We start from the raw sequence: 14,221 nt of genomic DNA, 5'->3' as shown, positions 1-14,221 counted from the left end.
TTTTGGCGCGCGTATCTGTCGCGCGATCGGGCGATGGCTGCGCGTGCGGGAGCGGAACGCCATACTTGCCGCATGTATGTCTCGCATCGCCGCCGTCTGCTGCTCACCCTGGTCATCGTGCTGGGCGGAATGGTCGTGGCCATGCTGGCGGCCAGGCACTTTGTCGAACAGAACGCGCTGCGCGAGGAAAGCGCCACCGTGCGCCGGCAGCTGCGTCTGTATGCGCAAGCGCTGCAACAACGCATCGACCGCTATCGCACGCTGCCGCAGATTCTGGCGCTGGACCCGGAGCTGCGCGCGGCGGTCTCCGGCCCGCTGTCGCCCGCGCAGGTGCAGCAGCTCAATCGCAAACTCGAACGTGCCAACAATGTCACCCAGTCGTCCACGCTGACGCTGATCGACCGCAGCGGCATTGCGCTGGCGGCCAGCAACTGGCGTGCGGTGCGCAGCAATGTTGGTGTGGATTACGCCTTCCGCCCGTATTACCAGCAGGCGCTGGCCACCGGCAGCGGCAGTTTTTACGGCATCGGCATGACCACCAGCGAGCCAGGCTATTTCCTGTCGCAGGCCATCGTCGATGCTGCCGGCCAGGTGCAGGGCGTGGTGGTGATCAAGATTGCGTTGGCCGCACTGGAGCGCGAATGGCTGCAGACGCCGGACATCGTGCTGGCCTCCGATGCGCATGGCGTGGTGTTTCTGGCCAGCCGCGCCAGCTGGCGCTACCGCATGCTGGCGCCGCTCACCCCGCGCGACCGCACCGAACTGCAGACCACCCGCCAATACGCCAATCAAGGGCTGCTGCCGCTGCGTCGACGCTTGATCGAGCAGACCGGCAACGGTGGCGTCCTGGCCGAGGTGCGCGACCCGCCACTCGGCGCGCCAGTGCTGTGGCAAACGCTGGAAGTCCCGGACAGCGGCTGGCGCCTGCATCTGCTGCACGACACCCGCGCCAGCGCCGCCGCCGGCCGCGCCGCAGCCATCGCCGCTGCGGGTGCCTGGCTGGCATTGGCCTTGCTGTGGTTGTTCGTGCAACAACGCCGGCGGCTGTCGGCGCTGCGTCAGCGCAGCCGGCATGAGCTGGAAACTCTGCTGCAACAACATGCCGAAGAACTGCGCACCGCCCAGGACGGCGTGGTCACCGCCGCGCAACAGTCCAACGCCGGCCTGAGCCGCAGCCTGGAACATCTGCCGCAAGGCGTGGTGGTGATCGACGAGGCGCTCAATCTGGTGGCGTGGAATTCGCGCTATGTGGAGCTGTTCCGCTTCCCGCAGGAGTTGCTCAAGATCGGCCGCCCGATCGAAGACCTGTTCCGCTTCAATGCCCGCCGTGGGCTGCTGGGGCCGGGGCCGATCGAGGCGGCCATCGAGCGACGGCTCAATCACCTGCGCAGCGGCAAGCCGCACATGCGCGAAAGCGAGAAAGAAGACGGCACGGTGCTGGAAATCCGTGGCAACCCGCTGCCCGATGGCGGGTTCGTCACCAGCTACGCCGACATTACCAGCTACAAGAACGCCGCCCGCGAACTGCGCTCGCTGGCCGATGCACTGGAACATCGCGTGGCCGAGCGCACCCGCGATCTGGCCGCCGCCAAACGCGAGGCCGAGAGCGCCAACCGCTACAAGACCCGCTTTGTCGCCTCGGCGGTGCACGACCTGCTGCAGCCGCTCAATGCCGCGCGCATGTTCGTGTCGGTGTTGCGCGGGCAGCTGCGCGAGCCAGGCAGCGCGCGCGTGGTCGACAACATCGACGGCGCACTCGCAGCGCAGGACGCCATCCTCAACAGCCTGCTCGACATCTCGCGCCTGGAAGCCGGTAGCCTGAAGACGCAGGTCCGCGACTTCGCACTGGCTCCCTTGCTGGAAACGCTGGCGCGCGAGTTCGGCATCCTGGCCGAAGACCGCGGCCTGGTGCTGGAGTGGGTGCCGACATCGGTGGTGGTGTTGAGCGATGCAACCCTGCTGCGCCGCATCCTGCAGAATTTTCTGTCCAACGCGATCCGCTACACGCCGCGCGGGCGTGTGCTGATCGGCTGCCGTCGGCGCGGTGGCTGGCTGCGCATCGAAGTGCATGACCAGGGCCCCGGCATTCCGGATGCCTTGCAGCACGAAATCTTCGAAGAATTCCGCCGTCTGGACGATGGCGTGGCCAACGACCGCGGCGCCGGGCTGGGGCTGGCGATTGTCGAACGGATCGGCCGCCTGCTGGGACACCGCATCGGCCTGCATTCAACGCTTGGCAGCGGCAGCGTGTTTTCGGTCACCGTACCGATCGGCGAACGCGCCGCCATCGCCACGCAGTTGCCGCCGCCCACCGCCGAACACGGCAACGACCCCATCCTGCACGGTTGCCGGGTGTGGTGCGTGGACGACGACCCGCGCGTCTGCGAGGCCACCCGCGCCCTGCTGGAACGCTGGGAATGCCGCGTGGATTTTTCCGGCGGCCCGGACGAAGCGCTGGCCCATGCCAGCGCCGACGAAGCACCGGAATTGCTGCTGCTGGATGTGCGCATGGGCACGCACTACGGCCCGATGCTGCTGCCGCAATTGGTGAGCCGCTGGCAGCGCGAGCCGCGCATCATCCTGGTCACCGCCGAGCCCGACCCGGCCCTGCGCGAACACGCACAGGAATTGGGCTGGGGCTTTCTATCCAAGCCGGTCCGCCCGCCTGCACTGCGCGCGCTGATGACGCAGATGCTGCTGCGGCGTGGGTGATTCGGTGGCGGCTTCGTGCATCGGTAAAGGCACCAGCAGCTGACCAATCGCGTTGTCGAGGCCTGCGTGTTGGCACGGAAAGCGCTGCGGGCGCGCGCGTGATCGTGCGGAATCCATCGCGCACCGGTTCAACCCATGTTCGGTACGTCGCCCTTTGATGCAGGCAGCCGCATGCGTGGGCATGCGAAAGGCCTGGATATGCGCGATGCCTGCACTGCCAGCGCCTCGCTCCGGCACCGCAGCACTGCTGCCGACGCACGCGCATGCGCGCATCGCGTTGGACTGACGCGCCAAACGGCGAGGCTCACGCCTGCTAGACTATCGATAATGATTCCCATTTGACTATCGTCTTTTTTGCGTTGCCCTGCATCTGCTGCATCGATGCCGAGTGCGTTTTGGAGTGCTTTGCCCCATGAAATCTCCCCTCTCCGGATCGGCCGGCGTGCCGCTCGTTGCGACCCTCTGCCTGCTCGCGTCTGCCAGCGCATCCGCACAATCGGATGTCACCGATACCCTGGATACGGTGGTGGTGGCCGCCTCGCGCTCCAGCATGACCGTGGCCGAATCGCCGCAAACGGTGTTGATCATCGACAAGGCGCAGATCCAGCAGCAGCTGACCATCTCCAGCAACTCGTCCGACGTGCTCGCCAACTTGATTCCGTCGTACACGCCCAGCCGCGGCAAGATGAACGGTAGCGGCGAAACCTTGCGAGGGCGCACACCGTTGATCCTGATCGACGGCGTGCCGCAGTCCAATCCGATCCGCCCCACCGGGCGCGAGGCGCACACCATCGACTACGCGATGGTCGAGCGGATCGAGGTGATCCAGGGCGCCAACGCCATCAACGGGCTGGGCGCCACCGGCGGCACCATCAACATCATCACCCGGCGTCCGCAGGACGGTGAGCTCAATCAGCACGTCGACGTGCAGGCCACCGCACCCACCTCCCAAACGCGTGCAGAAACCGCAAGCGTCGAGACCCGCTACCGCGTGGACGGCCGCACCGACAAGCTCGATTACCTGTTCTCGGCCAGCTACAGCGATCAAGGCCTGTATGTGGATGGACAAGGCCGGCCGATCGGTGCTGACAACACCCAGGGCGACCTGATGACCTCCAAGAGCTACGACGTGCTGGCCAAGCTCGGTTACGCGCTCACCGATGCGCAGCGCCTGAGCGTCAGCGTCAACCGCTACCGCATCAAGAACGACAACGACTACATCGGCATCGCCGGCAACCGCGCGCAAGGCCTTCCCACCACCTCGGTGCGCGGTACGCCGCAGGGCACCGCGCCGTGGAACGACGTGCTGACCTCCAGCCTGTCCTACACCAATGATGACCTGGCCGGCATGCAGCTGAGCGCGATGGTGTTCAACCAGGAATTCGAAGGGCTGTTCGGCGCGGATAATTCGTCCACGTTTCAGGACCCGCGTATCGCACCGGTCGGTACGCTGTACGACCAATCGCGGTCGGTGGCCTCCAAATGGGGCAGCAAGGTCAGCTTAACCAAGGACGATCTGTTCGACAGCCGGCTCAAGCTCACCGGCGGCATCGACCTGCTTGCCGACACCGGCAAGCAGGATCTCTACGGCACCGGACGCACCTACGTGCCCGAGTCGGACTACCGCAACCTGTCGCTGTTCGTGCAGGGCGAATACAAGCTGCTGCCCACGCTCACCTTGCACGCCGGCGTGCGCCGCGAAGAAGCCGAGTTGAAGATCGACAGCTACCAGAGCTTGTGGCGCTACAACCGTGTCGATGTCGAAGGCGGCACGCTCGACTTCAACCAGACCCTCTACAACACGGGGCTGGTCTACACACCAGTCGAAGGCGTGAGTTTCTTCACCAGCTATTCCGAAGGCTTCGGCATGCCGGATGTGGGCCGGGTGCTGCGTGCGATCAATACGCCGGGCACGCGTGTAGCCAACCTGAGCACGCTGGAGCCGATCCTGACCAAGAGCGTGGAAGCCGGCACCCGCCTCACGCGTGGCGCGTTCGATGCGGATCTGAGCTACTTCCAGTCCAATTCGGATCTGGGCACGCGCGTAGTGCCGATCAACGGCGCTTTCATGATGAGCCGCGAGAAGACCCGCGTGCAGGGCGTGGACGCCAGCCTGGGCTATCGCCTGGATGCCGCACATCGCCTGCGCCTGTCCTACGCGTACACGCGCGGCCGCTACGACAGCGACAACGATGGCCGGCTGGATGCGCGCCTGGACGGGCTCAACGTGGCGCCCAATCGCGTGATCGCTTCATGGTCGGCGCAGTGGACGCCGAAGCTCTCCTCGTTCGTGCAGGCCCAGCATGCCTTCAGCCAATCCTTCGACGAAGCGGACAAGCGCTTCAGCGGCTACACGCTGGTGGATGCGACGTTCAACTACGCGCTGCCGCGTGGTGCGCTGCGCATGGGTGTGTCCAACCTGTTCGACAAGCAGTACATCACCTATTACTCGCAATCGGCGCTGGTCGAGCCGCTACGCTATTTCGCCGGGCGCGGCCGCACGCTGACGCTGGGGTATTCGCTGGATTTCTGATGGCGTCGCGTGATTGTCAGCAGCATACGCACGGTACGCCTGCGCAAGCGTGCTGCTGCGCGCGGATGCCGCCATAGAGCCTGCACACGTACTTGCGGCGTGTCCCGTGGAGGTGGGCGGGCAAGGAGCTATCGCTCAGCAACCGACGTGTCTACATAGTTCAATCCGCTCACGGCGATAGCGATAGCGATGTTGAGTCGTGGCGTCGTTTAGATGCCGCCAAGTCGGTCGAATGCGCGGTGCCCTCGCCGCTCACGGGACACGCCGCAAGTACGTCCTTGTAGGCTCGGTGGCGGCATCCATGCCACCACACGGTCCCGCAAGCGGCGAGGACACCGCACCAGAGAGTGAGTCGGTTGCTTTGCTTGAAACCAGACGCACCGACCATCTCGACTGGTCCTTGCCCGCCCACAGTCGCGGGACCTTACGCAGCATGGATGCCGCGTAAGAGCCTACAGGGACGTACTTGCGGCGTGTCCCGCGACGGTGGGCGGGCAAGGGCCCTGCAGCAAACTCACAGCGTCGAGAGTTCTGCAATGACACCGCATCAGACAGTTTGCTAACTGTTTTATCGAAAGCTATGCACACCGATCAACTCGACTAGCCCCTGCCCGGCTACCGTCGCGGGACCTTACGCGGCATGGATGCCGCGTAAGAGCCTCCAGGGATGGATTCACGGCGTGTCCCGCGATGGTGGGTGGGCAAGGGCCCTGCAGCAAACTCACAGCGTCGAGAGTGTGGCGATGACACCGCACCAGACAGTTTGCTAACTATTTTATCGAAAGCTATGCACACCGATCAACTCGACTAGTCCCTGCCCGCCCACAGTCGCGGGACCTTACGCAGCATGGATGCCGCAGAAGAGCTCACGTGGACGTACTTGCAGCGTGTACCGCGAGGGTAGGCGGGCAAGGGCACTGCGCAGCGAAGTGGCAGATCTTGGCGTCTTGGTCGCTCACTCTCCAACCCAACAAGGCGCACCGCCTTGTCTCTGATACGCGCCCCCACTGCCGGGGCCGTACGACCGCTGCATGCGTGATCGTTGACGCGTTGCACTCGACGTGGCAACGCCCTGCGCACATCGAACCGAACACTGCAGTGCACAAAAGCCACTGCGGCTGCGGCTGCGTGACGATGCTGCGTTGACGATTCGGACGATCAGGCAAGGATGCCGGATCACCAGGCTCACGCTGACTCACCGGCCGGCGGCACAGTACATCGCATGACGCACGACACCACTACCGGGAGATACAACGCATGAGTCAGACACTTTCTCTGGACCACTATCGCCTGCTCGGCCGCTCCGGGCTGCGCGTCTCGCCGCTATCGCTGGGCACCATGACCTTCGGCGAGGAGTGGGGATGGGGCGCGGATGCAGGCGAAGCCAAGCGCATCTTCGATGCCTACGCAGATCGCGGCGGCAACTTCATCGACACCGCGGTCAATTACACCAACGGCGGCTCCGAGCGCATCGTGGGCAGCCTGATCAAGCCGCGTCGCGAGCGCTTTGTGGTCGCGACCAAATTCACCATGGCGCGCGATGCAGACAACATCAATTCTGGCGGCAATCACCGTCTCAACCTGATCCGCTCGGTGGAGACCAGCCTGCGTCAACTCGACACCGATCGCATCGACCTGTTGTATCTGCACGCGTGGGACTTCACCACCTCGCCGGACGAAGTGATGCGCGGGCTGGAGCATCTGGTGCAGTCGGGCAAGGTGCTCTACATCGGCATCTGCAACACGCCGGCATGGCGCGTGGCGCAATTGCAGACGCTGGCCGATCTGCGCGGCTGGTCGCCCTTGGTCGCGCTGCAGATCGAATACAGCCTGGTCGAACGCACCGTCGAACATGAGTTGCTACCGATGGCGCGCGAGCTGGGACTTGGCGTATTGCCGTGGTCGCCACTGGGCGGCGGCATCCTGACCGGCAAGTACAGCCGCGCGGATCTGTCCGACGACAACGCAGCGGATGTGTCCACTAGCCGCAAGGGCGTGATCGCCTCGACCGGGCATCTCACTGCGCGCTCGCTGGAGATCGCCGATGTGGTTGGCACGGTGGCCGACGAGTTGGGCGCCTCGCGCTCGCAGGTGGCGCTTGCCTGGACCTTGCGTAATCCGGCGGTCGTTTCGCCGGTGATGGGCGCACGCACGCTGCAACAGGCCGAAGACAACTTCGGTGCGCTGGAGATCGTGTTCAGCGACGACCAGCTGGCGCAGCTGGATCAGGTCAGCGGCCTGGCGCCGATCTTCCCGGAGCGTTTCATCGGCCGGCCGATGGCGCAGCAGCTGATCTACGGCACGCACGCGCTGCAACTGCGCAGCTGACGCGAAGGAGCACAACATGACCAGACCATCCGCCATCGCGGCAACACTGTTCATCGCCGCCAGCGCGTTCACCGCAGCCGGGGCAATCGCTCCGGTGCCCACAGCCGCCGCCGACAGCTGCGCCGGCACATCGCAGCAGATATGCAATACGCAACGCGTCGATGCCGCATTCGCACGCTGGCAGGCAGGCGGCACCGGATTCTTCGAAGAACTGCTGTCGCCGGACGTGGTGTGGACCATCCACGGCTCCGGCCCGAGCGCCGGCACCTTGCGGGGCCGCGACACATTGATCGACACGGCCGTGCGCCCATTGACCCAGCGCCTGGCGTCGCCGCTGCGCCCACTGCAGCGGCAGCTCTGGGCCGATGGCGAACACGTCATCGTGCAATGGCAAGGCGCCGCCGACCTGCCCAACGGCGGTCGCTATCGCAATCATTACGTGTGGATCCTGCGCATGCGCGACGGCAAGGCCGTGCAGGTCGATGCGTACCTGGATCTGGCCGCCTACGACGCGGTGCTGCAGCGTGCACCCGCCCAACTGCAACGCAGGACAGACACATGACCGATACACGTATGAGCGCCGCTATTGCCGTTGCACTCGGCGCAGGTGCCGCCGTGCTCTGCAACGCCACACCGCTTGCTGCCACTGCACGCCATGTGGCGGCGACGCCGTCCCCACTCCACAGGGATACGCCCATGCAACAGCATTCCTACGTCGGCATGTGGGTCACCCGCGATGGGCAGATCCGCCAAGCCTTGTTGGCCAACGGCCGTTACGACGAAGCACGCCATACACGGCAAAGCGCCTACCAGGGCCGTTATGAAGTGACCGGCAACACCATCCATTACTGGGACGACAGCGGATTCACTGCCGACGGCCGCTTTGTCAGCACAGACGAGTTACACCACGGCGGCATGGTGTTCTATCGCCAGCGAGCGGACTGACATGCGTCATGGACGGCACCTCGCATTTCGAGATCGCGGTGCGCCCTGCCGCGTCGATCTTCAGTCCGCGGCCTGCCCTGCTCAACCAAGAACGGCCAACACAATGACTGCGCGGCCGGTGCTCTCTGCGGCAGGCACCACTCGCACACTTCGATGATGAGGACGCCGTCCACACCCGACTGACAACTATTCGCGACGTTGTTTGCCGCTCCAAGCCCGTCAGCGATGCAGCGCCCTCAGCCCTCGCCTTCCGGCTCCAGCGCCTTGACCAGTACCGCGGCCTGCGTACGGCTGTAGCAGTCGAGCTTTTTCAGGATGGCGGTGACGTGCACCTTGACGGTATTTTCGGCCAGGCCGAGTTCGTGGGCGATCTGCTTGTTGAGCAGGCCATCGGCCAGGCTCAGCAGCACGCGGAACTGTTGCGGGGTGAGCTGGGCGAGTTTGGAGGCCAGCTGCGCGTCGGCCTCCGAACGTTCGGCGGTCATGGGCGGAAACCAGGTGCCGCCATCCAACACGCTGGCCACGGCGGTGCCGATGGATTCGGCCGGCGTGGATTTGGGAATGAAGCCGGCCGCGCCAAACTGCTGCGCACGCCGGATCACCCGCGGATGATCGTTGGAGGAGATCACCACCACCGGGATATCCGGATGCTCGCCGCGCACATGCAACAGCGCCGAGAAGCCGCGCGCGCCCGGCATGGCTAGATCCAGCAGTACCAGCTCGGCCTGCGGGTGCGAACGCAGCATCGCGCTCAGCGTGGCGGCGCTGGAGGCTTCCACGACCTGCGCCTGCGGCAGGGTCTGCTGCAGCACGTGGATCACGGCGGCACGGAACAGCGGGTGGTCGTCGGCGACGAGAATGGTGAGATCGGCCATCTGCCAAGTCTGGCACATGGGCGCGTCGGTGTGCCGCACCTGCGCCTGGCTGGCTGCCCACGGCTGGTGGCTGAGGCCCGCTGACACTGTGCGGAGCAGGCGACCACTGTATCGGCATTGCGCGACCGCCGATGATGCTGGCCGGCAACGACCACACCAGCATGACGCTCTGCGTCACCGCGAATGCCATGCCCTACCGCGGCGGCTGCGTACTCGCACGCCACGCTTCCAGGAACTGGCGGCGTTTGAGCTTGTCCAGATACACCAGCAGGCCGGGGCCGAGCGGAATCGGCCGGAACGGCGGTTGCGCCGATCCGCCACGACCACCGGCGGCCGGCAGGATCGGCATCAGCCGCGCTTCGCGCGAGAGCACCTGCTGCCCGCGTGGCGACAGCAAATAGTCGAGAAACCTGCGCGCTTCCGGAGCGTGCGGTGCGGTCTTGGGAATCACCGCAGTGCGCAGCGCCACCAGCGTGTAGTCCTGCGGCTGCACGATGCCCAGCGGCGCACCGGCATCGATGCGCGCCTGCGCGTAGGAACCGAGCACGTTGTAGGCCAGCAGCAACTCGCCACGACTGACGCGGTCGAGCAAGGTGCCGGTACGCTCTTCCAGCTTGACCTGATTTGCGCCCAACGCGGCCAGCAGCGCGCCGGCAATGCTGCCCACCTGCCCGTCCTGGGTGGCGAACAGATAGCCCACCCCGCTGCGCGCCACATCGTAGGTGCCCACCTTGCCGCGCAACGGCGCATCCGGCGCACGCAACAAGGCCAACAGCTGGCGTCGCGTGCGCGGGACGCGTGATGGGTCGAGTTTGCGCGTGTTGTAGACGATGGCCACCGGCTCGTAGCTGATGCCGAATACCTCGTGCCGCCATTGCGCCCAGGCGGGCAGCGCTTCGGTCTGCGCGGAGCGGTGGGCCAGCGCGTGCCCATCGTTCACCAGCTTGGTCTGCAGATCCATGCTGGCGCTGATCAGCATGTCCGCCATCGGCGCACCGGCACCCGGATGCAGGTAGCGCGCATAGATGTCCCAGGCAATCACATCTTCGTAGATCACCTCGGTGCCCGGATGCAGGCGCTGGTAGTCCTGAATGACCGCGCCGAACACTTCCAGATCGGTGGACCCTTGCACGCGTAGCTGCGCATGCATCGGCCCCTGTGCGGGGAAGCGCCGCACATCGCCCGGCGCTGCCCAGGCCAAACCGTGCACCAGCAGCAACACCATCGCCCACAGCCTGCGCATCACGCGGTTCCTCCGGGGAAATGCAACGAGGCGATCAATCCGCCACCGATGCGATTGGCCAGATCGATACGCCCGCCATGCGCTTCGACCACGCGCTTGACGATGGCAAGCCCCAGGCCCGCGCCGCCCGCAGGGGCATCCGGACCGCGCACGAAACGCTCGAACACACGCTCGGCTTCGGCGGCCGGAATGCCCGGCCCGTGATCGGCGATGGTCAGCACGTGCTGATTGCCATCGCTGGTCAGCGCCACCTGCAGCGGCGCGCCCGCGCCGTATTTGCAGGCGTTGTCGATCAGGTTCTTGAGCGCTTCGCGCAGCAGCAACGCGTCGCCGCGCAGCAGCGCCGGTTGCGGGTCGATAGCCAATTGCACCCGTGGCGCGCCTTCGCTGCGCGGCAGCGCTTCATGCAATGCCTGGTGCAGCACCTCGGCCAAGTCCACCGTGGCAAAGCGCTGCAGGTTGGAGCGATGGATCACGCTGGCATCGCTGAGCAATTGATTGAGCAGGCGGCTCATGTGGCTGGCGTTGCGCTCGATCGCGGCCAGGCTGCGTTGCATGTCGCGCGGATCGTCGTCGTCCATGGCCAGCTGCGCCTGCGCACGCAACGCGGCCAAGGGCGTGCGCATCTGGTGCGCGGCCTCGGCCATGAACGCCCGCAAGGTCTCGTTGCTGGACGACAGCCGCGCCATGAAACGATTGAGTGCGGTCACCATCAACTGCATTTCCTGCGGCGCCGGCACGTTGAGCGGCTTCAGATCCGATGGCTCACGGCGCGACAGGTCGCGCTCGATGCGCTGCAACGGCCGCAAGGCGCGGTACACGCCCAGCCACACCAATCCCAACGCCAGCAGCGACAACACGCCGATTGCGACCAAGGCATTGAGCACCACATCGCGCGCCACCGCATCGCGCGCGCGCCGGGTCTGTCCCACCTGCACGCGCACCTCGCCCTGCCCCGAGGCCGAGGCAACGCGATGCATGACCACCGCAAAACGCACCGGCTCGCCGCTGTACTGCGCATCGAACAACAACGGGCGCTCATCGCTGGGGGCGCGCGCCGGCAACGGTAACGTGTCTTCGCCGGTGATGGTGCGGCCCTGCGCATCGAATACGCGGTAGAACACGCGATCTTCCGGCGCCATGCCAAGTAGATCCAGCGAGGCGTAAGGCAGATCCACCTGCCAGTCGCCACCGACCAGCGCCACGCTATCGATGATGGACAGCGCCGAGGACACCAACAGGTGATCGTAAGACCGGTTAGCCGCACGCTCGCCGTAATCGCGCGCCGCAAAAAACAGCACCACCGCGCCCAGCAGCGACAGGCTGCCCAGATACAGCAGCAAGGTGCGCCGGATCGACGGCACCACCGTCAGCGGCTCAGCCATCGCTACCCGGCTCCACCGGCGCATGCGGGTCGGCTTCTTCGAGTTTGTAACCGGCACCGCGCAAAGTGACGATGTGTAACGGCGCACTGGCCAGCTTGCGGCGCAGACGGCCCACATACAGTTCGATCGCATTGGGCCCGGCATCGTCGTCGAAGCCGAATAGCCCGTTGCCGATTTCGTCCTTGCCGACCACCTGACCCAGCCGCCCGATCAGGATTTCCAGCAGGCGGTATTCGCGATTGGGCAATTCGATCGGTGCACCGTCGAGCATCACGGTGTGCGCAGCGTTGTCGAACACGAATCCGCCGATCTGCACCACCTCGCTGGCCTGCCCGCGATTGCGGCGCAGCAACACACGGCAGCGCGCTTCGAATTCGCGAAAATCGAACGGCTTGCCCAGGTAATCGTCCGCGCCCACGTCCAGCGCCTGCACGCGGTCTTCGATGCCGTCGCGCGCGGTGAGCATCAGCACCGGCGTGGTATCGCCACGCTCGCGCATCCCGGCCAGCACGCGCAGCCCATCGAGCTTGGGCAGCCCGATATCCAGCACCACCAGATCGAAGCTCTGATAGCGCAGCACGCTGGCCGCCGCCAACCCATCGGCCTGCCAATCCACCGCATGCCCGCTACGGCGCATGCGCCGCACGATGGCATCGGCGAGATCGGCATTGTCTTCGACTAGCAGCAGGCGCATTGGGCGGGGAATCGTGAATAGGGAATGGGGAATGGGGAATCGGAACAGCATGTTGTTGCGGCCGGAAGGTAACAGGCTAGGCAGACAAAAGCTCTTCCGCTTTGGCGATTGCGCTGTTGCGATTCCCCATTCCCGATTCCCCATTCCCACGCCCTGACAGGTCCATGACAGCTTTGCGGGACTAGGCTGCAGCCAACGCGCCACGGCAGTCGTCGTGGTGCATCGCTGAACGTGATTCACACATGTACCTGGGAGGGTCTGTGATCAACGACACTTTGCGTCTGCGCGCCTTCACCGCCTACGCGGCGATCTGCCTGGCACCGGCGGCGCACGCGGCCGATGACGCGGGCCCGGTCACTGCCGAGGTAGGCGGGCGCGTGCACTGGGATTTCACCGTGTTCGACAACGACGAACGCGGCACGCCCGAGCGCAACGACACCCAGTTCCGCCGCGTGTGGCTGGATGTGGCAGGCAAGTTCTATGGCTTCAATTACAAGGCCGAGGCAGAATTTGCTGGCCTGCAGTACGAATCCGGCAGCCGCGGCATCCTGGCGCGCGATGTCTATATCGCCAAGAAGTTTTCTGCCGGCACGCTGACCGTGGGCCAGTTCAAGCAGTACTTTTCGCTGGACGACCGCACCGGGTCCAACTATGGCCCGTTTCTGGAACGCGGCTATGCCTCCACCACGCTGGCGCCGATCTATCGCAAGGCCATTTCCTGGCAAGCCAATCGCCCCGATGCCACTTGGTCCACGGCGCTCTACAGCCTGGAAAGCATCGACAACTCGTCCACCAAGGGCGGTGCGCTGGGGACACGTCTGACCTTTGCGCCGGAGATGGGCGAAGCGCGTCTGCGTCACCTCGGTATTTCATTGGCGCATGAGCGCTATTCGCATCCGGGTAGCGATGGAGCGGCATCCCTGTTGATCCGCCCGCGCCCTGAAAACGATCTGGCCAACAATAGCCGCATCACCTTGGCGCGGTTTGCCGATGGCCGCGATACCGACTTCGACAAGTGGTCGCTGGAATATGCCGAAGTGCTGGGCCCGTGGTCGTGGCAGAGCGAATTCAGCGGCGGCCTGCTCGACGATGGCAGCCAGCATGCCAAGGTGTTGGCAAGCTATGGTCTGGTCAGCTGGTTCGTTACCGGCGAATCGCGTGGCTACGATCGCAAGACCGGCCGCTTCAGCCGCATCAAGACGCCCAATCGCCCCAGCGGCGCGTTCGAGCTGGCATTGCGCTACGACTACATGCGCGGCGACCAAAATCTGGATGGCCAGCCAAACTTCATTGATGCCAGCACGCAGTCGTGGACGCTGGGCGGCAACTGGTATTTCAAGCCCAACCTGCGCGTGATGCTCAACGTGATCGACAGCCGCAACCGCGACCGCACGATGAATGCGGTGGTCGATCACACACTGGCGGTGACCGGCCGGTTTCAGTACGACTTTTGATGCGCTGCTGCGACGCGCCAGGTTTTCAAGGTGTTTTGGCGTGCGTCGCAGC

Annotated in this window: 10 protein-coding genes and 1 pseudogene; 6 read left to right on the top strand and 5 right to left on the bottom strand. The window is 65.1% G+C overall.

All coding sequences use genetic code 11. The annotated features are described in order from the left end of the window. Window positions 1–72 precede the first annotated feature (72 nt). A complete protein-coding gene (locus ASF90_RS08415) occupies window positions 73–2,712 on the top strand; it encodes a PAS-domain containing protein (RefSeq protein ID WP_055850277.1) in 2,640 nt (879 codons plus the stop codon). 412 nt (window positions 2,713–3,124) lie between these two features. Continuing rightward, window positions 3,125–5,245 carry a TonB-dependent receptor gene (locus tag ASF90_RS08410; protein WP_055848378.1) on the top strand — a complete coding sequence of 707 codons (2,121 nt, stop codon included), beginning with the start codon at window positions 3,125–3,127 and terminating at the stop codon, window positions 5,243–5,245. A gap of 209 nt (window positions 5,246–5,454) precedes the next feature. On the opposite strand, the pseudogene ASF90_RS24200 reads toward ASF90_RS08410, so the two are convergent. Next, window positions 5,455–5,684 (bottom strand): annotated as a pseudogene (locus tag ASF90_RS24200) (hypothetical protein). A gap of 818 nt (window positions 5,685–6,502) precedes the next feature. On the opposite strand from ASF90_RS24200, the gene ASF90_RS08405 reads away from it, so the two are divergent. Genes ASF90_RS08405 through ASF90_RS08395 form a run of 3 tightly spaced genes read left to right on the top strand, consistent with a single transcriptional unit; the run spans window position 6,503 to window position 8,518 of the window. Continuing rightward, window positions 6,503–7,573 carry an aldo/keto reductase gene (locus ASF90_RS08405; protein WP_055848375.1) on the top strand — a complete coding sequence of 357 codons (1,071 nt, stop codon included), beginning with the start codon at window positions 6,503–6,505 and terminating at the stop codon, window positions 7,571–7,573. A 16-nt stretch (window positions 7,574–7,589) separates the two neighbouring features. Beyond that, window positions 7,590–8,135 (top strand): nuclear transport factor 2 family protein, encoded by a 546-nt coding sequence (locus ASF90_RS08400; protein ID WP_055848372.1) that lies wholly within the window; start codon window positions 7,590–7,592, stop codon window positions 8,133–8,135. An 11-nt stretch (window positions 8,136–8,146) separates the two neighbouring features. Then, window positions 8,147–8,518, top strand: a complete 372-nt coding sequence (locus ASF90_RS08395) for an Atu4866 domain-containing protein (protein ID WP_055850275.1) — start codon at window positions 8,147–8,149, stop codon at window positions 8,516–8,518. A 236-nt stretch (window positions 8,519–8,754) separates the two neighbouring features. Here ASF90_RS08395 and ASF90_RS08390 read toward each other — a convergent pair whose 3' ends face one another. The 4 genes from ASF90_RS08390 to ASF90_RS08375 all read right to left on the bottom strand — a co-directional run bounded on the left by ASF90_RS08390 (window position 8,755) and on the right by ASF90_RS08375 (window position 12,715). Then, window positions 8,755–9,393, bottom strand: coding sequence for a response regulator transcription factor (locus ASF90_RS08390; RefSeq protein ID WP_055850273.1), 639 nt, complete (start codon window positions 9,391–9,393; stop codon window positions 8,755–8,757). 193 nt (window positions 9,394–9,586) lie between these two features. Then, the gene (locus ASF90_RS08385) at window positions 9,587–10,636 is read right to left on the bottom strand and encodes an ABC transporter substrate-binding protein (protein ID WP_055848369.1); all 1,050 of its coding nucleotides are present in this window, start codon (window positions 10,634–10,636) and stop codon (window positions 9,587–9,589) included. Further along, complete coding sequence (locus ASF90_RS08380) at window positions 10,636–12,021, bottom strand: sensor histidine kinase (protein ID WP_055848367.1); 1,386 nt, start codon at window positions 12,019–12,021, stop codon at window positions 10,636–10,638. The genes ASF90_RS08385 and ASF90_RS08380 overlap by 1 nt, the downstream gene beginning before the upstream one ends. Further along, entirely contained in the window at window positions 12,014–12,715 is a 702-nt protein-coding gene (locus ASF90_RS08375; protein WP_055848364.1) for a response regulator transcription factor, read from the bottom strand. The genes ASF90_RS08380 and ASF90_RS08375 overlap by 8 nt, the downstream gene beginning before the upstream one ends. 260 nt (window positions 12,716–12,975) lie before the next feature. On the opposite strand from ASF90_RS08375, the gene ASF90_RS08370 reads away from it, so the two are divergent. After that, on the top strand, window positions 12,976–14,169 hold the full coding sequence (locus ASF90_RS08370; RefSeq protein WP_055848361.1) for an OprO/OprP family phosphate-selective porin: 1,194 nt from the start codon (window positions 12,976–12,978) through the stop codon (window positions 14,167–14,169). The last annotated feature ends 52 nt before the right edge of the window (window positions 14,170–14,221 follow it).

It is taken from the genome of Xanthomonas sp. Leaf148, assembly GCF_001423585.1.
GTDB lineage: Bacteria > Pseudomonadota > Gammaproteobacteria > Xanthomonadales > Xanthomonadaceae > Xanthomonas.
Note: the sequence above shows the minus strand (reverse complement) of the source record. Positions and strands in the feature narration are given on the sequence as shown.

Excerpts from the sequence above, each read along its gene's own strand:
- ASF90_RS08415 (WP_055850277.1), top strand. The coding sequence starts at position 73 with ATGTATGTCTCGCATCGCCGCCGTCTGCTGCTCACCCTGGTCATCGTG.
- ASF90_RS08410 (WP_055848378.1), top strand. The coding sequence starts at position 3,125 with ATGAAATCTCCCCTCTCCGGATCGGCCGGCGTGCCGCTCGTTGCGACC.
- ASF90_RS08405 (WP_055848375.1), top strand. The coding sequence starts at position 6,503 with ATGAGTCAGACACTTTCTCTGGACCACTATCGCCTGCTCGGCCGCTCC.
- ASF90_RS08400 (WP_055848372.1), top strand. The coding sequence starts at position 7,590 with ATGACCAGACCATCCGCCATCGCGGCAACACTGTTCATCGCCGCCAGC.
- ASF90_RS08395 (WP_055850275.1), top strand. The coding sequence starts at position 8,147 with ATGAGCGCCGCTATTGCCGTTGCACTCGGCGCAGGTGCCGCCGTGCTC.
- ASF90_RS08390 (WP_055850273.1), bottom strand. The coding sequence starts at position 9,393 with ATGGCCGATCTCACCATTCTCGTCGCCGACGACCACCCGCTGTTCCGT.
- ASF90_RS08385 (WP_055848369.1), bottom strand. The coding sequence starts at position 10,636 with ATGCGCAGGCTGTGGGCGATGGTGTTGCTGCTGGTGCACGGTTTGGCC.
- ASF90_RS08380 (WP_055848367.1), bottom strand. The coding sequence starts at position 12,021 with ATGGCTGAGCCGCTGACGGTGGTGCCGTCGATCCGGCGCACCTTGCTG.
- ASF90_RS08375 (WP_055848364.1), bottom strand. The coding sequence starts at position 12,715 with ATGCGCCTGCTGCTAGTCGAAGACAATGCCGATCTCGCCGATGCCATC.